Raw genomic sequence first — 23,818 nt, forward strand, 5'->3', positions numbered from 1 at the left:
GTGGACAACGCGGGGCGCACGTCCCCGCTGCAGCAAGCTCGGGGCGTGCCCGCTCCTCGCTCCCTCCGCCTGCCCGACCACGTGCCCGTCGTCTGGCGTGACCCCGACACCCTCCAGATCGGGGTCGAACGCGCGCTCGTCGTGCTCCGCGGGGTGAGCCGGGTCGAGGAGGCGGTGGTCGCCGCCCTCGTGGCCGGTCGCGGCGACGGCGGGGTCACCGCGCTCGCCGCTCAGCTCGGCGCCGACGCCGGGTCCGTCGCCGCCGCGGTGCAGCGGCTCGAGCCGGCCCTGCTCGACCGCGGGCCCCGGTCGGCGGCTCCTCTCCTGCGCCTCGCGGGGGCGGGGCCCCTCGCCGACGCCGTCGGGCGGCTCGCCCAGGCGGAGGGCCTCGGGGTGCTGCGGGTCGACGCCGAGAGCGTCGCGGGCTCCCCCGGCGACCCGCGGAGCGCCTCCTCGACGCCCGCCGGGCTCGGCCTGGTCGTCTCGGGGCTCGTGCCCGACCCGTGCGTGACGGCGGAGTGGGTGCGGCACGACGTCGTCCACCTCGTCGTCCGCTCGGGCGACCGCTCGGTGCGGGTGGGGCCGGTCGTCGTGCCGGGCGTGACGGCCTGCGTCCGGTGCCTGCACCTCCACGACGGAGAGACGGACCCGGCGTGGCCCGCCCTCGCGGGTCAGCTCGTGACGGCCTCGCCGGCGCCCCTCTCGTCGCTGGTGGTGCACGAGGCGGCCGCGGCGGCGGTGCGACGGCTGCTCCGCCTGGCCGACCACGGCCCCGGCGACGACGCCGCGGCCGTCGACCGGATCGACCGGGCGACCGGCGAGGTCACGCGGTCGTGGACGACGCCGCGTCGCGACTGCGGATGCGGAGCTCCTCCAGGAACCTGCTCGGTCGACGCTCGCCGCCCCGGCCCTGGCCCGCCGCGCCCCACGACAGCCGGAGGCGCTCCCGGGCCCGCGTGACGCCGACGTAGAGCAGTCGCCGTTCTTCGTCGATCGCCTCGAGGCCCTGCGCGTAGCTGATCGGCACGAGGCCCTCGCTCAGGCCGACCAGGTAGACGCTCCGCCACTCGAGGCCCTTGGCCGAGTGCAGGGTCGCGAGGGTGACGGCGGCCATCGTCGGCTCGTGCTGCCCCTGCTGCCGGGCGAAGAGCTCGTCGACGAACTGCCGCAGCGTGGTGTCCGGGGGCGAGGCCTCCGCGAGTCCCATCAGCGCGTTCAGCGACTCCCACCGGTCACGCACGGCGCCCCGCTGCTCAGGCGCCTCCTGCGTCCAGCCCAGGGAGCGCAGAACGTCGCTGACCGTCTTGAAGAGCGGCTCGCCCACGATGCTGACGGCTGCTCCCTTGAGCATCATCAGCGCCTCCTTGACCTCGCGCAGCTCGAAGAACCGCGTCGCGCCCTGCACCCGCGTCGAGACGCCGACGTCGGAGAGCGCGCGCTCGAGCGCCGCCGCCTGGACGTTGACGCGGTAGAGCACGGCGATCTCCTCCGGCGCGACCCCCGACGCGATCTCGTCGGCGATCGTCTGGGCCACGCCCCGCGCCTCCGCCATGTCGGTCGGGTACTGCGTCACCGGGGGCACCGGCCCGGTCGTCTCGACCGCGGGGTGCAGGTGCAGGGCGCCGGGCCGGCCCCGCATGAGCTGGTTGGCGGTGTCGACGATCTGCCGCGACGAGCGGTAGTTCTGCTCGAGGCGCACCACCGTCGCGTCGTCGTACCGGGAGCCGAACCCCAGCAGGTAGTCGGCGGAGGCCCCGGCGAACGAGTAGATCGTCTGGCTGGCGTCACCGACCACGCAGAGGTCGTTGCGGTCGCCGAGCCACAGCTCGAGGAGGTGCTGCTGCAGGGGCGAGACGTCCTGGTACTCGTCGACGACGAAGAAGCGGTACTGCTCACGGACCTGCTGCGCGACCCGGGGCTCGAGCTCGAGCATGCCCACCGTGGCCAGCAGGACGTCCTCGAAGTCGAGCTGGCGCCGCTCGTCCTTGATGTCCTCGTAGGCGGCGTGCAGGTCGAGCGCGGCCTCCACCGACACCGACTGCGGCAGCGAGCGCGACGGCACCTTCAGGGCGTACTCGTCCATCGTGAGCCGGGAGACCTTGCGCCACTCGATCTCGCCGGCCATGTCGCGCAGCGAGGCGGTGTCGAGCTTGAGCCGGAGCCGCTCGGCGGCGTGCGCCAGCAGCTTGCCCTTGCCGTCGAGGAGGCGCGGCATCTGCCCGCCCATGGTCTGCGGCCAGAAGTACGACAGCTGCGAGAGGGCGGAGGCGTGGAAGGTACGCGCCGAGACGCCCCCGGCCCCGAGGTGGCGGAGGCGCCCGCGGAGCTCCGCCGCCGCCCGGGAGGTGAAGGTGAGGGCCATCACGCGGTTCGGGGCGTACACGCCGGTCGCGACGCCGTAGGCGATCCGGTGCGTGATGGCCCGGGTCTTGCCGGTGCCCGCCCCGGCGAGCAGGCAGACGGGGCCGAGCAGCCGACGAGCCGCCTCGCGCTGCTGCTCGTCGAGCCCGGCGATGAGCTCAGCGGCCTCCGTCACTGGTCGAGCTCGCCGCCGAACCAGTCCTCGATGATGGCGCGGGCGATCGACGTGCGGCCGGGCAGGAGGACGTCGCCGAGGCTCGCCGCGAGCTCGTCGCGGCTGAACCAGCGCAGGTCGAGGATCTCGGCGCCGTCGGGCTCGAGCACCCCCGGGTCGGCGACGTCGACGACGGCCCGGAAGCCGAGCATGAGGCTCGCGGGGAAGGGCCAGGGCTGCGAACCGAGGTACTGCGGGTCGACGACCTTCACCCCGCTCTCCTCGAAGACCTCGCGCTGCACGGCCTGCTCGAGCGACTCGCCGGGCTCGACGAAGCCCGCGAGGAGCGACCACCGGTTGGACTCCCACAGGGCGTTCGAGCCGAGGAGCAGCCGGTCGTCGGCGTCGGTGACGCCGACGATGATCGCGGGGTCGGTGCGCGGGAACACCTCGTGGCCGTCGTCGGGGTCGCGCCGGACCCAGCCGGCCTTGTCGCTGACGAGCTCTCGGCCGGTGCGCGGGGCGAAGCGGTGCGAGTCGTGCCAGTTCGCGAGGGCGACGGCCTCGACGGCCAGGCCGACGTCGCGGGCGCTGAGCGTCGAGCCCGTGGCGCGGGGGCTGCTCCACGCGTCGTCGTCGGGCTCGAGGGCGGCCGCCTGGTCGTCGTCGAGCAGCGCTGCCACGACGGGGGTGCCGACGGGCTCGGCGGCGGCGGGGTCGAGCGAGCGGCCGAGGTAGAGGTGGTCGCGAGCCTCGCCGAGGGCGTCGGGCTCGAGCAGGGCCAGCGCCGACGGCGTCGCCATCAGGGTGCGGCCGCGCCAGACGGGCAGCACCCTCGTGTCGGCCGACGACAGCAGCTCGGCGACGACGCCCGGACGCTCGCGGGTGAGGTAGTCACGGTCGACCTGCTGTCGAGACAGCGGGAGGCGGGGCGTGAGCGGCGAGGGCATCGGACGACCAATCATCGCGAGTTGACAGCGTGGCGCGCGGAGTGGCACCGGGCGCGGCGGCCTACCCTGAGGGCATGGCCAGATCTCATCTCACTCTAGCCGCGTTGGCCACGGCCGCCGTCGCCGAGCTCGACGTCGTGACGGCGTCGCCGCACGGCTCCTCGCAGGGCGGCGACTACGACTCCGCGGTCGTCGGCAGCAGCGACGGCGAGCAGCTGATCGTGCGGGTGCCCCGCAGCCAGCGCGCCGAGGCCACCCAGTCCGCCGACCTCGTCGCGCTCCGCGCCCTGAGCGCCGGGGTCCGCGGCCGCCTCCCCTTCGCCGTGCCGCAGTACCGGGGCCAGGCCCCCATCGGCCGCACGCGCGGCATCGTCTACGACTTCGTGCCCGGGCGTCACCTCCGCAGCAGCGAGGTCACCTCCGGCTCCGGCCTGCCCACGGCCCTCGGCCGCGGCATCGCCGCGATCCACTCGCTCCCGACGAGCTTCGTCACCGACGCCGGGCTCACGAGCCACACCCCCTTCGAGGCGATGCGGTCGTCGGCGGCCCTCGTCGACCGGGCCGCGTCGACCAGGCTGCTCCCGGCCGCGCTGCTGGAGCGGTGGGAGGCGGCGATCCAGGACAGCGTGCTCTGGCAGTTCCAGCCCACGGTCGTCAACGCCTCGCTCGAGGCGTCGTCGGTGCTGGTCGTCGACGACGCCGTCAGCGGGGTGCTCGGCTGGCACGACCTCCAGGTCGGCGACCCGGCGCGCGACCTCGCCTGGCTGCTCGGCGCCCCCGGGCGCGAGGCGATCGACTCCGCCTTCGACGCCTACAACGCCGCCCGCGGCACGAGCGACCACCAGCTGCGCCACCGGGCCACGCTGTACCGCGAGCTCGACCTCGCCAAGTGGCTGCTGCACGGCACGAGCACGAAGAGCACCGCGGTCGTCGACGACGCCGTGGGCATGATGACCGACCTCGTCGACCGGCTGCAGGCCGGGTCGCAGGGCGGCATCGGCGCCGGCGGCACCGCCGCCCTCGACCTCGACGGCGTCGAGGAGCTGCTCGCCTCGACGGAGCGCCGACACTCCTAGGCCGACGCCGGCGCCCTACCGCGCGCTCGACGTCGGCCGCCCGGCCTCGACCGCCTCCCAGAGGGCGACGAGCTCGGCGCGGTCGGCCACGTGCCGCGGCTCGACGACCACGTCGTCGGCGACGAAGTAGAAGACGGCGTCGACGCTCTCGGCCGGCACGCCCCGGAAGCTCGCCCAGGCCTCGCGGTACAGGGCGAGCTGCAGCTGGCGGAGCTCGAGGTCGGCGGCGTCGACGGGCGCGGCGCCCGTCTTCCAGTCGACGACCTGCCAGCGCCCGTCGCGCTCGAAGACGGCGTCGATCTTGCAGATGACGGTGCGGCGCCCGAGCGGCAGGTGCACCTCGAGCTCGACCTCGGCCGGCTCGACGCCCGCCCACGGCGAGCGCTCGAAGGTGCGCTGCAGCTCCACGAGGCGCCGGGCGTCGTCGGGGTCGACCAGGCCCGCCGTGCCGCCGACGCGCTCGTCGTCGAGGTCGATCTCGGTGGCCCACGCGTCGAGGACCTCCGCGCGCCCCGTCGGCCGGTACCGCTCCTCCACCCACTCGTGGAAGAGCGTGCCGAGCCGGGTCGCCCGGTAGGGCCTCTCGGGCAGGGGGCGGCGCAGCGACGCCGCCACGGCGGCCGGGTCGCTGACGTAGTCCTTGAAGCGCGAGGCGGGGATGCGCTGTGGCAGGTCGATCGACCCCGCCCGCTCCCGGATGGCGTCGCGCTCGCGGAGCAGCAGGTCGATGTCGGCCGACCACGGCCTGTCGACGACGTCGGGTCGGTCGGGATCGGCGGCGCGGGCGGCGAGCTCGCGGCCGACCCGGGCCGCCGCTCCCTGGACCGCGGCCCGGCGCGGGCCGAGCGGGTCGATCGGCCAGGCGAGCTCCCGGGTCGTGTCGGCCAGGGGGTTCTCGTCGTCGTCGGGCAGCTCGGGCAGCGCGCCCGGCGGCAGGACCCCCGCGTCGACGAGCTCGCGGAGGTAGCGGCTGGCAGCCCGGGGCTTGACCGTGGTCGACCAGAACGACCCGCTGAGCAGCACGGCGTCGCGGGCCCGCGTGAGGGCCACGTAGGCGAGGCGCCTCTCCTCGGCGAGGTGCCGCTCGACGAGCTCGGCCCGGAACGCGGCGAGGCCCTGGTCGAACTCCTTCTGGTCGTCGACGCCCCGCCAGGCGAGCTGGGGCAGCTCGGCGGCGTCGCCGCGGAACTCGAACGGCAGCTCGCCGAAGCCGAGCCAGCCGACGCCCTCCCGGGAGGTGCCGGGCAGCTCCCCCTCGACGAGGCGGGGCACGGCCACGACGTCCCACTCGAGGCCCTTGGAGCCGTGGACGGTCAGCAGCTGCACCGTGCCGGGCTCGCCGTCCTCCGAGCGCGGGCCCATGTCGTCGCGTCGCTCGGCCGCGGCGAGCCAGGAGAGGAAGCCCCCGAGGGTCGCCGACTCGTCGGTGGCGACGTAGCCGGCCAGCTCGTCCTCCAGGGCCTGCAACCAGGCTCCGCCGTGCCCCTGGCCGGTCGCGGCGCCGACCTCGACGTCGAGGAGCATCTCCTGCTGCACGAGGGTCACGAGGTCGACGAGGTCGAGCCCGACGCGGCCGCGGAGGAAGGCGAGCTGCGAGCCGAGGCGCCGGAGACGCGCGAGCCCCTCGGGGCTGAAGTCGGCGAGCTGGCGGTGGCCGTCGGGAGCGGTCGTCACGAAGTCGAGGGCGTCGACGATCGAGCCGTGCTCGCCCGCGGCGACCGAGGCGCGGAAGCCCGCCGCGACCTCGTCGTCGAGCTGCTGCTGGGCGTGGTCGTGGGAGAAGAGCCACGACGAGACCGACCGCAGCACGGCGATGTCGTGCAGGCCGACTCGCCACCGCGCGCCCGCCATGAGGCGGATGAGCTCGGAGCCCGCCGCGGGGTCGTGCAGCACGCGCAGGCACGACACCAGGTCGACGACCTCGGGCCGCTGGAGCAGGCCCCCGACGCCGAGCACGTGGTACGGCACGCCGCGCGCGGCGAGCGCCTCGACGAACGCCGGCACGGTCTTCTTCGACCGGAAGAGGATCGCCGCCGTCCGCGGCTCGGCACCCCCGTGCCGTGCCGGGTCGAGCTCGCGCTGCAGCCAGGCGGCCACGCGCTCCGCCTCGGCGGGCAGGGTCTGCTCGAAGACGACCTCGACCCGGCCCTCGGGGGCAGCGGGGCGCGGGCTGAGCTCGGCGACCGCGCCCTCGGCCGCCGCGGCCAGCTCGGCGACGACGGCGTTGGCCGCGTCGAGCACCCGCGAGGCGTTCCGCCAGCTCGTCGACAGGCTGTACAGGGCGCCCGGCGCGGCCTCGAAGTCGACCGGGAACCGCCCCAGGTTGGCGGCGGAGGCGCCGCGGAAGCCGTAGATCGACTGGTGCGGGTCGCCCACCGCCATCACGCCCGTGCCAGCGAAGAGGCGCGACAGGAGGGTCGTCTGCACCACGCTGGTGTCCTGGTACTCGTCGAGCAGCACCACCCGGAAGCGTGCGCGCAGCTCGGTCACCACGTCGGGCGCCGTCTGGCAGACCTCGAGCGCGAGCGCGACCTGGTCGGAGTACTCCACGAAGCCGCGGCGCGCCTTCTCGTCCGAGAACGCCCTCGCCAGCTCGAGCAGCGGAGGGAGGGCGGCGACGGCCGCCACGGCGTCGACCACCGACTTGTACGGCGTGCCCTTCGTCGACGGCAGGCCGGCGAGGTCGAGGAACCGCTCGGCGAGGTCGGCCACGTCGGCCGCGTCGGCGACGTTCTCGCTCAGCGCGTGACTGAGGCGCAGCACGGCCTCGGTCAGCGAGTCGACGCTGCGGCCGAGCCCGGCGAGCCGGTCGTCGGTGCTGGCGACGACCAGCGAGCGCGCCAGCTGCCAGGACGACGCCTCGCCGAGCACCTGGGCCTCGCTCTCGCGCCCGACCCGGAGGGCGTTGTCGCGGAAGATGCCGTTGGCGAAGGCGTTGTAGGTCGACACGGTCGGGGCGTCGAACGGGTCGACGTCGTCGCCGAGCAGCCCCGCGGCCCCGAGCTGCTGCACGCGGCGCTCGATCCGTTCGCCGAGCTCGCCCGCGGCCTTCCGGGTGAAGGTGAGGCCGAGCACCTCGGAGACGCCGACCAGGCCGTTGGCCAGCAGCCAGACGACACGGTTCGCCATGGTCTCGGTCTTGCCGCTGCCGGCACCCGCCACCACGAGGGCCGGCTCGAGGGGGGCCTCGATGACGGCCTGCTGCTCAGCGGTCGGGCGGGGCAAGCCGAGCACCTCGGCGATCTCGACGGCCGAGCGGAGGCCTCGGGCGGGGGCGTCGGAGAGCCCCGTCGTCGGGCCTGGCGTCGCGACGCTCACGAGCTGACCTCCCCGACGACGTGGATGCGGCAGGTGCCGCCGTTGCGCCCCTCGCAGTGCTCGTCGAGCCGGGCCATGAACACGCGCCCGGCCATGCCCTCCGCGGCGTCGGTCACCCGGTCGCGGAAGCCCTGGAGGGTCTCGGCGTCGAACGGTGCCTGGGCGGGCTCGCGGTACAGCTTGCCGCGCACCCCCGACGAGACGATGACGAGCTTAGCGCCGCCGGGTGCCGTGCCCTCGGGCACCTCCTCGATCGCCCCGTCGGCGAGCGCGACCTGGTAGCTGCCGAGCTGCGGGTGCTCCGCCACGGCGCGCGGCGAGGTGGGCACGGCTCGACCGGTCTTGAGGTCGACGATGACGGCCGCGCCCTGTGCGGTGCGCTCGACGCGGTCGATCGCCCCGCGGAGCCGGGCCGGGCCGATGTCGAGGGTGAACGACGACTCGGCGGCGAGCAGCTCCGCCCCGGAGGCCTCGAAGTCGCGCAGGTACGACGAGAGGCTCTCGGTCATCTGCCGCGCTCGTCTCTTCTCGGCCTCGGCGATCCACGGCGACTCGAACTCGAGCTCGCCCCAGCGCTCCTCGACCGCGGCCCAGAGCGACTCGACGTCGGTCGCCGTGGCGTGCTCCATCACGTCGTGCAGCACCGTGCCGAGCCCCATCGCCGCGCTCGGGGCGGAGCCGCCGAAGCGGTCGACGAACCAGTGCAGGGGGCACTCCTCGAACGAGCCGAGCTGCGACGGCGAGACGGGCACGTGCGTCTCGGGCACCGCGAGGTCGACGAGCGGGGCCGTCGTCGTGGGCTCGGCCAGGCCGTACCACTGCCCCGGGTGGGCCCCCGCGACGCCGGCCTCGGCGAGCTGGGCCAAGCCCCGGGCCGCCGCGTCGCCGCGGACGCCCCTCGGCGTCGTCACGAGCGCGTGGCGCAGGTGGCCCACGAGCCCCCGCAGCGACAGCGGGTGACCGCCGGAGGCGCGGGGCACGTCGGCGGGCAGCAGGCGGGAGAAGACGGAGGGCCCCTCGGCGTCGTCGGCCGTCCACGACACGACGACCTGGCGGCGTGCCCGCGAGACCGTCAGGGCGAACATGCGGAGCTCGTCGCTGAGGACGCCGGCGCGCGCGTCGGTCGGCGCGGCCGGGGCGGGGCCGACCAGCTCGCCCGCGCGCAGCCGCTCGGCGGCGTCGACGAGCTCGTCGGGCCCGAGGAGGGCGCCCCGCACGCGGAGGTTCGGCCAGACGCCCTCCTGCACCCGGGCCGCGACGACCACGTCGACCTCGACGCCCACGGCGGAGGCGGGGGTGCAGACGAGGACGGAGTCGGCCGGGGCCTGGGGAGACAGGGTGTCCTCCGGCACCTCGGCGTCGAGCAGGGCGTCGAGGAACCCCACGGCGGGCGCCTCGGGCGTGCGCTCGACGTACCGCTTGGCGGCGGTGAAGAGGGCGACGACGCCGTCGAGGTGGCGATCGGCCTCGGCGGCGACGATCCCGCGCCCGGCCGACCGGGTCGACCACTCGGCCGCGAGACCGGAGCGCTCCCACAGCCCCCAGAGGACCTCCTCGATGCTCGCCCCCTCGTCGGCGGCCCGACGGGCGGCGTCGAGGCTGGCCGCGACCCGCCCGGCGCGGGCCGCCGGCCTCGAGTCGATCGTCACGAAGCGCCCGGGAGCGCCGAGGGCCTCCACCAGCAGGGCGTCGGCCGATCGCGTGCCGCCGCCCGCGAGCTCCTCGGCCCGGAGGGCGAGGCGGAGGCGCCGGAGCGAGAGCGGGTCGAACCCGCCGAGCGGGCCGAGCAGCAGGTCGGCGGCCACGTCGGCCGTGAGCGGGTCACGACCGACCGCCACCGAGGCGGCGAGGAGGAGATGCCGAGCCCCGTGCTCGTCGCGCACGGCCCGGCCCGCCACCGGGGTCCGCGTGGGCACCTCGGCGAGCTGGAGGCTGCGCGCGACCGTGGTCACCTGGCCGCCGCTGCGGACGACGACCATCATGCGCGCCCACGGGACGCCGCGCAGGAGGTGGTGCTCGCGGAGCAGCCGGGCCACGCCCGACACCTCGTGAGCGGGGCTGTCGGCCTGCACGGTGACCACCGGCGGCACGTCGCGCCAGGGCCCCTCCTCCGTCGTCGGACCGGCGGCGTCGGCCGCGTGCTGCCGCCCGGCGGCGGCCGTGCCGATGCGGGCCGTGACCCGGCCGACGAGCTCGCGCAGGGCGTCGTCGTGCCGGTGCACCCGGGTCAGCCAGAGGGTCTCGACCCGGTCGAGGCCGAGCCGCGGCGCGAGACGGCCGAGCACGTCGGGGCTGCCGCCGCGGAACGCCGTCGTCGCGAGGTCGGGGTCGCCGAGGGCGACGACCGCGACGCCGCGCCGCACCAGGGCGCGGAGGAGGGCGACCGTCGACCGGGTGGCCTCCTGGGCGTCGTCGACGAGCACGACGCGGAGGCCGTCGACGGCGGGGGCCGTCTCGCCGCGGTCGAGGGCCGCCACGGCGAAGTCGACGAGCTCGGCCGAGTCGAGGCGGCGGCCGGCCAGGCCGTCGACGACCGCGTGGTACTCGTCGGCGAAGTCGGCCACGGCCCGCCAGGCGGGCCGGTCGAACCGGTCGCCCAGCAGGCGGAGGTCGTCGCCCGACAGACCCTGCTCGGTGGTGCGCATCAGGACCTCGCGCAGCTCGGTGCGGAAGCCGCGGAGCGCCCGGACGCGCGGGCCGAGCTCGTCGGGCCAGGCCGGCCCGCCGCCGTCGGCGAGGTGCCCCTCCAGCACGGCACGCACGACGCTGTCCTGGTCGCCGCCGGTGAGCAGCGTCGGCGGCGCCTGCCCCGCGAGGCGCGCCGAGTGGCCGACGACGTCGAAGGCGAGCGAGGCGACGGTGCGCGCCAGCGGGCCCGGCGTCGGCACCTCGACGCGCGCGGCCAGGACGTCGCGGAGGCGCGTGGCGGTCGTGCGCGTCGGCGACAGCGCCAGCACGGAGCCGGGGGCCCAGCCCCGCCGCTGCAGGCGGTCGACGACGAACTCGACGAGGGTGGTGGTCTTGCCGCTGCCGGGGGCGCCGATGACCGCGGCGGACGCGCCGTCGGGCAGGTCGAGCACGGCGCGCTGGGACGCGTCGAGCTCGACGACGCGCGCCACGCGCTCATCGTCGGTCACCGGTCGGAACGCCGTCGCCACCATGGGGTCGACGCTACCGGCCGCCACCGACGGAGCGCGTCGGGCGGACTGCTTGCGCCCACAGTGAACGGGGCACGCCCGACCCGGCGTCGTCGGATATCGTGACGTCGTGGACATCAGAATCGGCATCGCCAACAGCCCCCGTGAGATCAGCTTCGAGACGTCGCAGAGCGCCTCCGACGTCGAGGCCGTGGTCGCCCAGGCCCTCGACGGCGGCAAGTCGTACGTCACCCTCTCCGACTCGAAGGGCAAGACCTACCTCGTCCCGACCGCGTCGCTCTCGTACGTCGAGGTCGGCACGGAGGAGAGCCGTCGGGTCGGCTTCGTCGGCTGACCCGTGGAGCTCCTCTTCGTCTGCCTCGGCGGCGCCCTGATCGGCTTCGTGCTGCACGCCGTCCTGCCCGCCCGCGAGACGCGCGGCGTGCTGCTCGTGCCCGGCGTCGCGACGATCGTCGCGGCGGTCGTGTGGGAGCTCCTGCTCCAGGTGGGCTGGCGGGCCGACGGCGGCTGGATCTGGGTCGTCTCCCTGGCCCTCCCGGCGGTCGCCGGGCTGCTCGTCGCCCGGGGCCTCGTGACCCGGCGACGCCGAGCCGACGCCGAGCTCTACGAGCGGGTGGCCGCGGGCGCCTGACCGGCGAGGGCGGCCGGGGCCGTCAGGCCGTCAGGCCGTCAGGCCGTCAGGCCGTCAGGCCGAGCGCGTCCATCCGGCGCGTGTGGGCGGCGATCAGCTCCGTGAAGACGGGCTCGAGGCGCTCGTCGTCGGCCGAGACGTGCGAGGCGGCGATCGCCGCGCGCGCCACGAGCAGGGTGTCGCCGACGAGCCGCCGGCCCCACAGCGCCAGCCGCGAGGCCAGGGCCGGGTCGTCGCCGATGGCCCGGGAGAGCTCGTCGACGATGACGGCCTGGTCGTCGCCGGCCTCGAGCACTCGCACGATGCGGTCGCGGGGGTCGCCGTCGAGGCCCGCCGCGAGCCGGACGAAGACGTCGTTGAGCAGGCCGGCTCCGACGTACGCGCCGAGCACGGCCTCCGACCAGTCGGTGCCCGCGATGCGTCGGCCGAAGTCGTCGACGGGCGCCACGTGCGGCTCCATCAGCTCGGTCGGGTCGTCGCCGCGTCGGCGGATCTCGGCCACGAGCCCGCGGTGACGGTCGAGGGTGCTGGCGGCCACGTGGCCGGTGACCTCCCGGGCGCGGACGCTCGGGGCGACGGCGGACGCCCGGGCCAGCGACTCGAAGAGCGCGAGCTGGAGGTACGCGGCCTGCCCCAGGTAGACGGCGAGGTCGGGCGTGAAGTCGCCGAGCTCGACCCGGTTGACGGCGACCGGACGCGACGCGGGTCGCGGCCACTGGAGGGTCGGGACGCCGCGCTGTGACCTACGGCCCATCCATGACACCACGCCGTCATCCTACGGGGTCCGGAGGGGCGCTCGCCCCGACCGGCTAAACTCCTCGCATCCCCCTATATGAGACAGGGCAACACTTTGACATTCACAGACCTCGCGATCGACCCCGACATGGTCGACGCTCTGGCGTCGAAGGGGATCCTCGAACCTTTCCCCATCCAGACCCAGACGATCCCCCTCGCCCTCAGCGGCCAGGACATCATCGGCCAGGCCAAGACCGGCACCGGCAAGACCTTCGGCTTCGGCCTCCCCATCATCCAGCGCATCGGGCTCGACCCGGCCCCGGGCGTCAAGGTCCTCGTGGTCGTCCCGACCCGTGAGCTCTGCGTCCAGGTGGCCGACGACCTCGAGGTCGCCACGGCCAACCGCGCCACCAAGGTCGTGAGCATCTACGGCGGCAAGGCCTACGAGGGCCAGGTCGAGCAGCTCAAGGCCGGCGCGCAGATCGTGGTGGGCACCCCCGGGCGCCTCCTCGACCTGGCCGGCCAGCGCCTCCTCGACCTCAAGAACGTGCAGGAGGTCGTCCTCGACGAGGCCGACAAGATGCTCGACCTGGGGTTCCTCAGCGACATCGAGAAGATCTTCCAGCAGGTCCCGGCGACGCGCCACACGATGCTGTTCTCGGCGACGATGCCCGGGCCGATCGTGGCGCTCGCCCGCCGCTTCATGACGAAGCCGATCCACATCCGGGCGACCGACCCCGACGAGGGCCTGACGCAGGCGAACATCAAGCACGTCGTCTACCGGGCGCACTCGCTCGACAAGGACGAGGTCATCGCGCGCATCCTCCAGGCCGAGGGCCGCGGCAAGACCGTCGTCTTCACCCGCACGAAGCGCGCCGCCGCCAAGCTCGTGGAGGAGCTCACCGACCGCGGCTTCAACGCCGCCGCCGTGCACGGCGACCTCAACCAGGAGCAGCGCGAGCGCGCCATGGCCGCGTTCAAGGCCGGCAAGAAGGACATCCTGATCGCCACCGACGTCGCCGCCCGCGGCATCGACGTCAACGACGTCACGCACGTCATCAACCACACCGTGCCCGACGACCACGACACCTACCTGCACCGCGCCGGCCGCACCGGCCGCGCGGGCAAGACCGGCATCGCGGTGACCTTCGTCGACTGGGCCGACATGCACAAGTGGGCGCTCATCAACCGTGCGCTCGACATGGGCCAGCCCGAGCCGGTCGAGACGTACTCGTCGAGCCCGCACCTGTTCACCGACCTCGACATCCCGGCCGGCACCAAGGGCCGGCTCGCGTCCGCCCCGAAGGCGGCCGTCGACGGCGGCTCCACCGCTCCTCGAGAGCGTGCCGCGGGTGCGTCGCGCTCGCGTGGTCGCGGCGGCGACCCGAGCCGTGCCTCCGACGGCCAGGGCCGTGACGGCCAGGGGCGCTCCGGCGGCCGGGGCGGCCAGGCCCGCGACGGCCAGGCCCGCGCCGAGGCCCCCCGCGAGCAGGCTCCCGTCGACGGCGGCCCGGCCTCCGCGACGGCCGAGGGCGACGCCCCTCGTCGTCGCAGCCGCGCCCGTCGTCGCCGCCCCGCGGGCGACGGCTCGGCGCCCGCCGCGCAGTAGCGCTCCGCTCGATCACCGAGAGCCCCCGTCGAGTTCGACGGGGGCTCTCGGTGCACCCGGGGGCCGTGCGGGAGTCGCGGGCCGGGTCAGCCGCGGACGGGCGCCCAGCCGGTGGCCGCCTCGACGATGCGCTCCAGCTGCTCGGGCGCCGTGCTGTTCTCGCCGAGCCGGTTCGGCTTGCCCTCGCCGTGGTAGTCGCTGGAGCCGGTGACGATGAGGTCGTGCCGGCGGGCCAGGGCGCGGAGGCGCTCCGCCCCCGCGTCGGTGTTCTCGCGGTGCGCGATCTCGACGCCCATCAGCCCGGCGTCGACGAGCTCGTCGAAGGCTCGCTCGGGGATGTTGGTACCGCGGCCGCGGGTGGCGGGGTGCGCGATGACGGGCACTCCCCCGGCCTCACGGACGAGGCGGACGCCGAGCAGGGGGCTCGGCGCCTCGTGCGGCTCGTAGTAGCCCGAGCGCCAGTGCAGGATCCCGGCGAAGGCGGCGCTGCGGTCGGGGGCGAACCCCTTCGCGACGAGGGCGTCCGCGATGTGGGGGCGCCCGAGCGTCGCGCCGCTCGTCGACTGGGCGAGCACGTCGCCCCAGGAGATGTCGTAGTCGGCCGCGATGCGCTCGACGATGCGCTCGGCCCGGTGGAGGCGGCTGTCGCGGAGCCTCGCCGTCTCGGCCACGAGGGCCGGGTCGGTGGGGTCGAAGAGGTAGGCGAGCATGTGCACGCTGTCGAGCCCCAGGCGGGTGCTGAGCTCCATGCCGGGGACGAGCGTGAGGCCGGTGCCCGCGACGGCCCGGGTCGCCTCCGACCAGCCGGCCGTGGAGTCGTGGTCGGTGAGGGCCACGGTGCCGAGCCCCGCCCGCACGGCGGCCGCGACGAGCTCGGCCGGGGTCTCGGTGCCGTCGGAGACGCTGCTGTGGGTGTGCAGGTCGATCGGGCGGGAGGGCATCCCCCCATCGTAGGCGTCGCCCCCGCGCGTCGCCGTGGAGGGCCCCGTCACCTATGCTCGGCAGGGCCATGATCCGTCGTCTCGTCGCCCTCCTCCTCGTCCTCGCGGTCGCCGCCGCCCTGCTCGTCGCGCTCTGGCCCCAGGTGCTCGACCTCCAGCGCACCTGGCCGGCGACGCAGCTCGTCTCCTTCCGCGGCGCCGCCGCGGTCGTGGCCGCCGGGGCCGCCGTCGTGCTCTTCGTCGTGGCCCTCGTCGCCCGGCCGGTGCGCTCGCTCGCGTCGTCGGTCGCGGTGCTGCTGCTGGTCTTCGGGGCCGTCTCCGCCGGGTTCGTCGGCGCCCGGGGCCTCGGGCGCGACGACTTCGTCGAGGCGCAGCCGACCGACGTCACCGTGCTCGCCTGGAACACCCTCGGCGGCGCCCCGGGCGCCGACCGGATCGCCGCCCTGGCGGTCGAGGAGGGCGCGGAGGTCGTGAGCCTGCCCGAGACCGACGCCGAGACCGCGGCCGCCGTCGCTGCGGCCATGGAGGCGGCGGGCCTCCCCATGAGCGTGCTGACCGTCGCGTACGACGACGTGGCGAGCGCGAAGCCCACCTCGCTCCTCATCTCCACCGCGCTCGGTCAGTACGCCGTCGCCGTCGACGAGGCGGGCGTCGCCGTCGAGACGACCCCGCAGATGCCGTCCGTGGTCGCGACGCCCGTGTCGGGCACCGGCCCCACGATCGTGGCCGCCCACCCACAGGCACCGACGCGCGACGACATGCCGGCCTGGCGCGACGGGCTCACCGCCCTCGCCGAGGCCTGCCGCACCGGCGACGTCATCATGGCCGGCGACTTCAACGCGACGGTCGACCACATGGCGGGCCTCGGCCGGGCCGGAGGTGCCCTGGGGCGCTGCCGCGACGCCGCCGTCTCGACCGCGAACGGCGGCCTCGGCACCTGGCCCGCCGACGTGGCCCCCCTGCTGGGCGCCCCGATCGACCACGTCATGGCCACGCGCCAGTGGTACACGACCGGCTTCAAGGTCGTCACCGACCTCGACGACGCCGGCAGCGACCACCGCCCGGTCGTCGCGCAGCTGAGCTCGACGGGCGCCTGAGGGGCTGACGGCGCCGGGCCCGATCGGGGAGAATGGCGGGCATGGCTGACGACACGGCGCCCCGCGCGACCACCAACCGATCCACCACCCCCGGGTCGGACCTCTTCCGCGACTACATCTCGTCGCAGTGGGCCGAGCACCCCGAGGTCCTCCCCGAGCCCCGCGAGGAGGCTCCCTGGGCCGCCGCCCGCCGGGCCCGGCTCTCGGCCCTGCACCGCGGGCAGCGCCTCGTCGTGCCAGCCGGGCAGGCGAAGGTCCGGTCGAACGACTGCGACTACCCCTTCCGCGCCCACTCGGGGTTCTCGCACCTGACCGGCTGGGGCGCCGACACCGTCCCCGGCTCGGTGCTCGTGCTCGAGCCCGCCGGCGACGGCCACGACGCGACCCTGTACTTCCGGGCCAGCGCCGGCCGCGACTCCGACGAGTTCTACGCGAACCCGGAGATCGGCGAGTTCTGGATCGGCCCGCGCCCGACGCTCGCCCAGGTCGGGGCCGACCTCGGCCTCGCCACCCGTGACCTGGCCGACTTCGAGGCCGTCGTCGGGCAGGTCGACGCCGACACCCTGCTCGTGCGCGAGGCCGACCCCGACCTCACGCGCCGTATCGACGCCGTCCGCGACGAGGCCGACCTGGAGGCCCCCGCCTCCGAGCTGGCAGACCGCGTCGAGCGCACCGACGACCTGGCCCGCGACCTCAGCGAGCTGCGGCTCGTCAAGGACGAGTGGGAGATCGCCCAGATGCGCCGGGCCGTCGCCGTGACCGGCGCCGGATTCACCGACGTGATCGCCGACCTCGACGAGATCGTCGCGCACCCCCGCGGCGAGCGCCTGGTCGAGGGCACCTTCAACCGCCGGGCCCGCGCCGACGGCAACACGGTCGGCTACGACACGATCGCCGCCTCGGGCGAGCACGCGTGCGTGCTGCACTGGACGCGCAACGACGGCGTCGTGCGCCCCGGCGACCTCATCCTGATCGACGCCGGCATCGAGCTCGAGAGCCTCTACACGGCCGACATCACCCGCACCCTGCCGGTCAGCGGCCGCTTCACCGACGTGCAGCGCCTGGTCTACGAGGCAGTGCTCGAGGCCGCCGACGCGGCGTTCGCGATCGTCCGCCCCGGCATCCGGTTCCGCGAGATCCACCAGGCCGCGATGCGGGTCATCGCCGAGCGCACGGCGGAGTGGGGCTTCCTGCCCGTCACCGCCGAGGAGGCGCTGCAGCCCGACGCCCAGCACCACCGTCGCTACATGGTGCACGGCACGAGCCACCACCTCGGCATCGACGTGCACGACTGCGCCGCCGCCCGCCGCGAGCTCTACCTCGACGGCGTGCTCGAGGCCGGCATGGTCTTCACGATCGAGCCGGGCCTGTACTTCCAGTCCGACGACCTGACCGTCCCGGCGGAGTTCCGCGGCGTCGGCGTCCGCATCGAGGACGACATCGTGGTCACGGCCGACGGCGCCGAGAACCTCTCCGTCGGCATCCCGCGCACGGTCGCCGAGGTCGAGGCCTGGGTCGCCCGCGACTGACGACGCCCTGACGCCCCGCTCCGCCCCGCGGGTCGGAGCACGACGGCCCCGGCCCCGAGAGGGACCGGGGCCGTCGTGCGTCGGGGCGCGGCGGAGGCTACTCCCCGCCGTCGCCGTCGTGGGCGGTGCCGGTTCCCGACACCGCGCCTCCGGCCGGTCGTCGGCGCGCGGTGAGCAGCACGACCGCGACGGCGACGAGCGCCAGCACGACGATGCCCACGGCGATGCCGATCACGACGCCGAGGTTCGCCCGGTCGTCGTCGGCCCCGTCGGAGGCACCGGCGTCGGCGGCCGCCGTCGACGCGCCCGCCTCGGGCTCGCCGGACGTCGTGGGCTGCTCCGCGGTCGGGGTCGCGGCCGCCTCGGGGGCGTCCGCCGACCCGGTCGCCTCGCCCGCGCCTCCCGACGTGTCGCAGGCGGGCCGCTCGGCGGCCCCCTGGGCGGCCGTCGACCCGGCGGCCGGCTCGTAGCGGAACGGCACGGTGTCGGAGACCGTGTGGCCGTCCGCCGACACGGCCTGGTACGTCAGCGTGTAGTCGCCGGCCCCGCCGAGGGCGACCCCGGTCGAGAGCACGGGGCCCGCCGACGTCGAGCAGCCGTCCTCGTAGTGCAGGCCGGAGGCGTCCGTCACCTCGAGGACGTTCGACGAGCCCGTGCCCGAGAGGTCGAGCACGACGTCGCTGAACGTGATCGACGCCGTCTCGATCGGCGTCGTCAAGGTCGACCCTGCGGCGGGGTCGCTGGTCAGGACGTAGTCGTGCGCCTGCGCCGCGGCCGGGGCCAGGGCCAGGGCCAGGGCGAGCGCGGCCACCGCGCCGACGGCGGCCAGGAGCGCACCACGGCGGGCGAGCCTCGAGGAGGCGCGGGGCGCGGTCGGCGCGGTGGCCCGGGTCATCGCCCGGTCACCGTGCCCTGGGCCGAGGTGCGCGGGCGGCGCGTCAGCGCGACCACGCTCAGCACCAGGGCGACCGCCCCGAGCGCGAGCCCCCCGATGCCGAGCGCCAGCGCGACGGTGCCGCTGTCGCCGTCGCCCGAGGAGGACGTCGTGGTCACGGCGGCCTCGTCGGAGGCCGTGTCGGTGCCGGCGCCGTGCGACGAGCCGTGCTCGTCGGCGGGCGGCGCGTCGTTGACGTAGAGGACGGGGGCCGGGTGCTCCGGCTCCTCGCCCGAGTCGGGCGTCTCGTCGGCCCAGTCGACGACCGTTCCGTCGGAGTAGTGCTGGTGCGCCGGCAGCAGCACCGAGCCGGTGTCGGGCACGGCGCCCGCCGAGATCACGAATCGCTCGAACTGGCCGGGCGCGACCTGCACGCCGGGTGCGGCCGTCCAGGTCACCGAGGTCGGCGCCTCGGTGACGGTCGCGTCGCCGACCTCGACCGGCGAGGGCAGCGTCGACGTGGTGACCTCGGTCGTCCAGCCGGGCAGCGGCTCGTACGAGACCGAGGTGAACGGCGTGTCGGTCGGGAGGTCGACCACGAGCTGGACGGTGCCGGCCGTCGCCGACTCGTTCGGCACCTTGAAGGTGAGCGTGGCGTACGAGCCGGCGTCGGCCTGGCCGGGGTCGACGCGGACGTGCGCGGAGGCCGACAGCGGGGCGGCGAGTGCCAGCAGCGCGGCCGCTCCGAGCGCGGCGGCCCCGCGGGCGGCGACGGCGCCGCGGCGCGACGTGCGGGTGGTGCGGGCGGTGGTGCGGTGGGTCACGAGGGTGTCCTGTCTCGGTGCGCGGTGCGCGACCGGGTCGTCGAGGTGCACGAGGGGCCCGCCGGGGGCAGGGCGTCGTGCGGCTCCGTCGACGGGCGTCGAGGGAGCGCGGGCTCAGGCGACGACGGGCGGACCGCGGCGGGGACGCGCGGTGAGGAAGACCAGGGGCGCGGGGCGCCGGGTGGCGACCTCCGTGATCGGCACGACCCGCGACTCCGGCACGGAGGCCGTGCCCGCGAGCAGCAGCCTCACGACCGTGAGACGGCGCGCGGCGAGCCGCACGAGGCGGTCGGCGCACCGGGCCCCGTGGCGGAGGCCGAGGACGGTGAGGAGGGCGGCGAGGCCGTGCGCGAGCCACATCGTCGACGACGACATCGCCATGACGTGGTCGGCGCCGGCCGAGGTCGCGACGCGGGAGGCGCCGTCGACGGCGGCCGTGAGCATGAGCGGGCCGTGGTGGCCCCCGGAGGCCGTCGGCCCCTGGCCCGCCGCCGGGGCCCCGACGGTGAAGAGCAGGTGGAAGGCGAGCTGGCTGAGGGCGACGGCCGGCAGGAGGCGCGTGGTCGACACCCGCCCGCGGGCCAGCGCGACGCAGAGGGGCACGCTGAAGGCCAGGGCGAGCACGACGCCGAGGAGCCCGGGTCGTTCGCCCCCGCCGGCGACGTGGGAGAAGGCGGCGACCACGACGGAGAAGCCGGCGGTGAGCCAGCCGCGGAGGAACCGCGTCCATCGGGTCGTCGTCACGTCGGTCTCTCGCTCGGGGGCGTGCGGGGCTGCGCCGGGGCGGGTGCCCGCGCGGCGCAGGGCCCAGGATACAGAGCCCCGCCGGGAGCGGCGCCGAGGGAGGCGGGAGGAGGATGCCTGCGCCGAGGGCGGGAGGCCGGAGGCCCGGCTCGCCTCAGCGCCCGGCGTCGGGCCGGGAGAGGATCTCGCGCGCGCGGTGGCTGACGCCCGGGTCGACGACGATCTGGTAGCTGCGGGCCAGCACCTGGTGGGTGGAGGTGAAGTCGCGGCGACGGCGGCTCACGGCGAAGCTGGCGAGGCCGTAGAGCATGCCGAAGCCGGCGCCGATCAGGGCGGCGGCCACGACGGTGGTCACGGTCGCGGTCTCGGGCGAGAAGAGCAGCATCACGAGGCCGAAGAACACCCCGAGCCAGAGCCCGGTCACCGCGCCGGCGAGCGCGGCGCGGCCGTAGCTCATGCGGCCCGTCACCCGCTCGACGGTCGTGAGCTCGTTGCCGATGATGGCGAGCTGCTTGATCGGGAACTCGGCGTGCGACAGCTTCTCGACGACCGCCTGGGCCTCGGGGTAGCTGTCGTAGGTGCCGAGCACGTCGCCCCGGGGGACGGTCGGCGGACCGGCCGAGCGGCGGGCCAGGGGGCTCTGGTTCGTCATGCCTGGATTACATCACGGGCCCGACCGGCGAGCGGCTAACGTGGACGGGTGAGCGCCACCAGAGTCTTCGTCGCCCGTCTCGCCGGGTGCTCCGTCTTCGACCCCGCCGGCGACAAGGTGGGCAAGGTCCGCGACGTGCTCGTCGTCTACCGCGGCTCGGGCGCGCCCCGCGTCGTCGGGCTGATCGTCGAGGTGCCCGGCAAGCGGCGCGTCTTCGTCAGCATCGGCCGGGTGACGAGCATCGGCTCGGGCCAGATCATCACGAACGGCGTGATCACGCTGCGCCGGTTCGAGCAGCGCGGCGGCGAGACGCGCGTCATCGCCGAGATGCTCGGCCGCAAGGTCACGCTGCTCCGCGACGGCGGCCACGCCACCGTCGAGGACGTCGCGATCGACGAGGTCTCCGAGGGCGACTGGGAGATCGGCCAGCTCTTCCTCCGCAAGCCCAAGGCGACGCCGTCGCCCTTCGGCAAGGGCCCCACCGTGTTCGCCGCCTGGGACGAGGTGTCGGAGGACGCCGAGACCGGCGAGGCCCAGAGCGCCGAGCACCTCATCGCCGCGTACTCCGACCTGCTGCCCGCCGACCTCGCCAACACCCTGCTCGACCTCACGGCCGAGCGCCGCCTCGAGGTGGCCTCCGAGCTCTCCGACGACCGCCTGGCCGACGTGCTGGAGGAGCTGCCCGAGAACGAGCAGGTCGAGATCTTCGCGCAGCTCGACGACCAGCGCGCGGCCGGCGTGCTCGACCACATGCAGCCCGACGACGCCGCCGACCTCATGTCGCAGCTCGGCGAGCAGCGCAAGGAGCACCTGCTCGGGCTGATGGAGCCCGACGAGGCCGACGACGTCCGCATGCTCCTGAGCTACGACGCCGACACGGCCGGCGGCCTGATGACCACCGAGCCCGTGATCGTGTCGGCCGACGCGACGGTCGCCGAGGGGCTCGCCCTCATCCGCCGCCACGAGCTCGCCCCCGCGCTCGGCGCGGCGGTCTGCGTCACGCTGCCGCCCTACGAGCCGCCCACCGGCCGGTTCCTCGGCATGGTGCACTTCCAGCGCATGCTCCGCTACCCGCCGAACGAACGGCTCGGCACGCTGCTCGACCAGCAGCTCGAGCCGGTCAGGGTCGACGCGACCGCCCTCGAGGTGACGCGCGTCATGGCGACGTACAACCTCGTCTCCGTGCCCGTCGTCGACGCCGCCCACCGTCTGGTCGGGGTGGTGACCATCGACGACGTCCTCGACCACGTGCTGCCCGACGACTGGCGCAGCCAGGATCCCGACCAGCCCCTCGGCAGGTCACGCCCCCGCGCCCGACGAGCACCGCTGACCACGACCACGAGGAGGACACCCGGTGGCACGCGATAACCGCAGCACGGTCCGCCTCGACTCCCCCAAGGGCCTCCGCACCCGGGTGCTGCCCGGTCGCCAGCGCGTCAGCCGCGACCGGTTCGGCCGCGCCACCGAGGCGATCGCCCGGGCGATGGGCACGCCCCAGTTCCTGATCGCGCTCACGCTCTTCTGCGTGGCGTGGATGGGCTACAACGTGCTGGCCCCCGAGAGCTGGCGCTTCGACAGCGCCGCCATCGGCTTCACGGCGCTCACCCTCATCCTGTCGCTGCAGGCCTCGTACGCGGCGCCGCTCATCCTGCTCGCGCAGAACCGGCAGGACGACCGCGACCGCGTGCAGTTCGAGCAGGACCGCCAGCGGGCCGAGCGCAACCTCGCCGACACGGAGTACCTCGCCCGCGAGGTGGTCGCGCTCCGCATCGCCATCCGCGACATGGCCAGCAAGGACTTCATCCGTGCCGAGCTGCGCTCGCTGCTCGAGGAGCTCGACCGGCGCGACGCCGACGAGCACGCGGCCGACCGCGCCGGCGACCGCCCGGCCGACGCCCGTGGCTGACGCCGCCGGCCTCGTCGAGCGCGTGCACGGCGCGCTCGGCCGCGTGCTCGACCCCGAGATCCGCCGGCCCGTGACGGAGCTCGACATGATCGGCGACGTCGTGGTCGACGAGGGAGGCGCGGCGAGGGTCTCCGTGAAGCTCACGATCGTGGGCTGCCCCGCCGCCGACACCATCGAGCGCGACGTCCGCGAGGCGACCGCCTCCGTCGAGGGCGTGACGGCGGTGACCGTCGACGTGACGGTGATGACCGCGACCGAGCGCCACGCCCTCACCGAGAAGCTCCGGGCGGGCCGCGCCGCCAGGGGCATGCAGTTCGGCCCCGAGACCCTCACGCGCGTCTACGCCGTCACGAGCGGCAAGGGCGGCGTCGGCAAGTCGACGCTCACCGCCAACCTCGCCGTCGCCCTCGCCGCCCGCGGCCTCGCCGTCGGCATCGTCGACGCCGACGTGTACGGCTTCAGCATCCCGGGCCTGCTCGGCCTCGTCGACGCCGACGGCGCCTCCGTGAAGCCCACCCGCGTCGACGACATGATCCTGCCGCCCGTGGCGCACGGGGTGAAGGTGATCTCGATCGGCATGTTCGTCGACGACACCTCGACGGCAGTCGCCTGGCGCGGGCCGATGCTGCACCGGACCATCCAGCAGTTCCTCACCGACGTCTTCTTCGGCGACCTCGACGTCCTGCTGCTCGACCTCCCGCCGGGCACCGGCGACGTCGCCATCTCGGTCGGCCAGCTGCTCCCGCACGCCGAGGTGCTCGTCGTGACGACGCCGCAGCCCGCGGCGGCCGACGTCGCCGAGCGCAGCGGCCTCGTGGCCCGGCAGACCGGCCAGCGCCTCCTCGGCGTCGTCGAGAACATGGCGGGCCTGCCCCAGCCCGACGGATCGGTGCTCGAGCTCTTCGGCTCCGGCGGCGGCGCGGAGACCGCCCGGCGCCTGTCGGCCGGCCAGGAGGCCGAGGTGCCGCTGCTCGTCAGCGTTCCCCTCAGCCTCGAGCTGCGGCAGGGCGGCGACGACGGACGGCCGGTGGTGCTGTCGAGCCCCGACGACCCCGCGGCACGGGCCGTCGATGCCCTCGCCGCTCAGCTGGCCGTGCGCGGCCGGGGGCTCGCGGGCCGCAAGCTCGGCCTCAGCGTCAGCTGACCGGGCTGAGCCCGTGTCAGCCGTCCGGGCGCGGCCGGCGCCGGCTGACCGGGCCCGGACGCACGACAGGGGCGCCCCGCTCGTGCGGGACGCCCCTGCGGGGCGGTGGGCGTCG

At 75.4% G+C, this 23,818-nt stretch carries 19 protein-coding genes; 9 read left to right on the forward strand and 10 right to left on the reverse strand.

Annotated features, from left to right (window positions below; genetic code table 11):
• Positions 1 to 823 precede the first annotated feature (823 nt).
• Entirely contained in the window at positions 824 to 2,536 is a 1,713-nt protein-coding gene (locus JOE43_RS14130) for an ATP-dependent helicase (protein ID WP_209518579.1), read from the reverse strand.
• The gene (gene nudC, locus JOE43_RS14135) at positions 2,533 to 3,465 is read right to left on the reverse strand and encodes an NAD(+) diphosphatase (RefSeq protein ID WP_209518581.1); all 933 of its coding nucleotides are present in this window, start codon (positions 3,463 to 3,465) and stop codon (positions 2,533 to 2,535) included. Before nudC ends, JOE43_RS14130 begins: the two co-directional genes overlap by 4 nt.
• A 74-nt stretch (positions 3,466 to 3,539) precedes the next feature.
• Between nudC and JOE43_RS14140 the strand changes: the two genes are divergently transcribed.
• On the forward strand, positions 3,540 to 4,541 hold the full coding sequence (locus JOE43_RS14140) for a phosphotransferase (RefSeq protein ID WP_209518583.1): 1,002 nt from the start codon (positions 3,540 to 3,542) through the stop codon (positions 4,539 to 4,541).
• 15 nt (positions 4,542 to 4,556) lie between these two features.
• Here JOE43_RS14140 and JOE43_RS14145 read toward each other — a convergent pair whose 3' ends face one another.
• Positions 4,557 to 7,859, reverse strand: coding sequence for an ATP-dependent DNA helicase (locus JOE43_RS14145; protein ID WP_209518585.1), 3,303 nt, complete (start codon positions 7,857 to 7,859; stop codon positions 4,557 to 4,559).
• Complete coding sequence (locus JOE43_RS14150; protein ID WP_209518587.1) at positions 7,856 to 11,020, reverse strand: ATP-dependent DNA helicase; 3,165 nt, start codon at positions 11,018 to 11,020, stop codon at positions 7,856 to 7,858. The genes JOE43_RS14145 and JOE43_RS14150 overlap by 4 nt, the downstream gene beginning before the upstream one ends.
• A 106-nt stretch (positions 11,021 to 11,126) precedes the next feature.
• On the opposite strand from JOE43_RS14150, the gene JOE43_RS14155 reads away from it, so the two are divergent.
• Positions 11,127 to 11,351, forward strand: a complete 225-nt coding sequence (locus JOE43_RS14155) for a DUF3107 domain-containing protein (protein WP_209518589.1) — start codon at positions 11,127 to 11,129, stop codon at positions 11,349 to 11,351.
• Between the two features lie 3 nt (positions 11,352 to 11,354).
• Positions 11,355 to 11,648 carry a hypothetical protein gene (locus JOE43_RS14160; RefSeq protein WP_209518591.1) on the forward strand — a complete coding sequence of 98 codons (294 nt, stop codon included), beginning with the start codon at positions 11,355 to 11,357 and terminating at the stop codon, positions 11,646 to 11,648.
• A gap of 46 nt (positions 11,649 to 11,694) precedes the next feature.
• Here the strand turns inward: JOE43_RS14160 and JOE43_RS14165 are convergent, their stop codons facing one another.
• A complete protein-coding gene (locus JOE43_RS14165) occupies positions 11,695 to 12,414 on the reverse strand; it encodes a ferritin-like fold-containing protein (RefSeq protein WP_307803384.1) in 720 nt (239 codons plus the stop codon).
• Positions 12,415 to 12,498: 84 nt separating this feature from the next.
• On the opposite strand from JOE43_RS14165, the gene JOE43_RS14170 reads away from it, so the two are divergent.
• On the forward strand, positions 12,499 to 13,992 hold the full coding sequence (locus tag JOE43_RS14170) for a DEAD/DEAH box helicase (RefSeq protein WP_209518593.1): 1,494 nt from the start codon (positions 12,499 to 12,501) through the stop codon (positions 13,990 to 13,992).
• 86 nt (positions 13,993 to 14,078) lie between these two features.
• Here the strand turns inward: JOE43_RS14170 and JOE43_RS14175 are convergent, their stop codons facing one another.
• Complete coding sequence (locus tag JOE43_RS14175; RefSeq protein WP_209518595.1) at positions 14,079 to 14,933, reverse strand: PHP domain-containing protein; 855 nt, start codon at positions 14,931 to 14,933, stop codon at positions 14,079 to 14,081.
• A gap of 68 nt (positions 14,934 to 15,001) precedes the next feature.
• On the opposite strand from JOE43_RS14175, the gene JOE43_RS14180 reads away from it, so the two are divergent.
• Together JOE43_RS14180 and JOE43_RS14185 are read left to right on the forward strand one after the other, a co-directional pair.
• The gene (locus JOE43_RS14180) at positions 15,002 to 16,030 is read left to right on the forward strand and encodes an endonuclease/exonuclease/phosphatase family protein (protein WP_245187165.1); all 1,029 of its coding nucleotides are present in this window, start codon (positions 15,002 to 15,004) and stop codon (positions 16,028 to 16,030) included.
• Between the two features lie 41 nt (positions 16,031 to 16,071).
• Positions 16,072 to 17,559, forward strand: a complete 1,488-nt coding sequence (locus JOE43_RS14185; protein WP_209518599.1) for an aminopeptidase P family protein — start codon at positions 16,072 to 16,074, stop codon at positions 17,557 to 17,559.
• Positions 17,560 to 17,656: 97 nt separating this feature from the next.
• On the opposite strand, the gene JOE43_RS14190 is transcribed toward JOE43_RS14185, so the two are convergent.
• The 4 genes from JOE43_RS14190 to JOE43_RS14205 form a co-directional block, all read right to left on the reverse strand.
• Entirely contained in the window at positions 17,657 to 18,454 is a 798-nt protein-coding gene (locus JOE43_RS14190; protein ID WP_245187166.1) for a copper resistance CopC family protein, read from the reverse strand.
• Entirely contained in the window at positions 18,451 to 19,257 is an 807-nt protein-coding gene (locus JOE43_RS14195; RefSeq protein ID WP_209518601.1) for a YcnI family protein, read from the reverse strand. The genes JOE43_RS14190 and JOE43_RS14195 overlap by 4 nt, the downstream gene beginning before the upstream one ends.
• A 114-nt stretch (positions 19,258 to 19,371) precedes the next feature.
• The gene (locus JOE43_RS14200) at positions 19,372 to 20,001 is read right to left on the reverse strand and encodes a hypothetical protein (RefSeq protein ID WP_209518603.1); all 630 of its coding nucleotides are present in this window, start codon (positions 19,999 to 20,001) and stop codon (positions 19,372 to 19,374) included.
• A gap of 154 nt (positions 20,002 to 20,155) precedes the next feature.
• Entirely contained in the window at positions 20,156 to 20,653 is a 498-nt protein-coding gene (locus JOE43_RS14205; RefSeq protein ID WP_056056548.1) for a general stress protein, read from the reverse strand.
• Positions 20,654 to 20,701: 48 nt separating this feature from the next.
• Here JOE43_RS14205 and JOE43_RS14210 point away from each other — a divergent pair, with 48 nt between their 5' ends.
• From JOE43_RS14210 to JOE43_RS14220, 3 genes are read left to right on the forward strand one after another with little or no spacing between them, the layout of a single operon-like run.
• Positions 20,702 to 22,021, forward strand: coding sequence for a magnesium transporter MgtE N-terminal domain-containing protein (locus JOE43_RS14210; RefSeq protein WP_056056549.1), 1,320 nt, complete (start codon positions 20,702 to 20,704; stop codon positions 22,019 to 22,021).
• On the forward strand, positions 22,008 to 22,559 hold the full coding sequence (locus tag JOE43_RS14215; RefSeq protein ID WP_209518605.1) for a DUF1003 domain-containing protein: 552 nt from the start codon (positions 22,008 to 22,010) through the stop codon (positions 22,557 to 22,559). Before JOE43_RS14210 ends, JOE43_RS14215 begins: the two co-directional genes overlap by 14 nt.
• Positions 22,552 to 23,703 (forward strand): P-loop NTPase, encoded by a 1,152-nt coding sequence (locus JOE43_RS14220; RefSeq protein WP_307803385.1) that lies wholly within the window; start codon positions 22,552 to 22,554, stop codon positions 23,701 to 23,703. Before JOE43_RS14215 ends, JOE43_RS14220 begins: the two co-directional genes overlap by 8 nt.
• Positions 23,704 to 23,818 lie beyond the last annotated feature (115 nt).

The sequence above is a fragment of the Frigoribacterium sp. PvP121 genome (assembly GCF_017833115.1).
GTDB classification, from domain to species: Bacteria; Actinomycetota; Actinomycetes; order Actinomycetales; family Microbacteriaceae; genus Frigoribacterium; species Frigoribacterium endophyticum.

Bases quoted from the DNA above. Each gene is read 5' to 3' on its own strand.
- JOE43_RS14140 (WP_209518583.1), top strand. From the start codon at position 3,540: ATGGCCAGATCTCATCTCACTCTAGCCGCGTTGGCCACGGCCGCCGTC.
- JOE43_RS14190 (WP_245187166.1), bottom strand. From the start codon at position 18,454: ATGACCCGGGCCACCGCGCCGACCGCGCCCCGCGCCTCCTCGAGGCTC.
- JOE43_RS14180 (WP_245187165.1), top strand. From the start codon at position 15,002: ATGATCCGTCGTCTCGTCGCCCTCCTCCTCGTCCTCGCGGTCGCCGCC.
- JOE43_RS14175 (WP_209518595.1), bottom strand. From the start codon at position 14,933: ATGCCCTCCCGCCCGATCGACCTGCACACCCACAGCAGCGTCTCCGAC.
- JOE43_RS14150 (WP_209518587.1), bottom strand. From the start codon at position 11,020: ATGGTGGCGACGGCGTTCCGACCGGTGACCGACGATGAGCGCGTGGCG.
- JOE43_RS14185 (WP_209518599.1), top strand. From the start codon at position 16,072: ATGGCTGACGACACGGCGCCCCGCGCGACCACCAACCGATCCACCACC.
- nudC (WP_209518581.1), bottom strand. From the start codon at position 3,465: ATGCCCTCGCCGCTCACGCCCCGCCTCCCGCTGTCTCGACAGCAGGTC.
- JOE43_RS14205 (WP_056056548.1), bottom strand. From the start codon at position 20,653: ATGACGAACCAGAGCCCCCTGGCCCGCCGCTCGGCCGGTCCGCCGACC.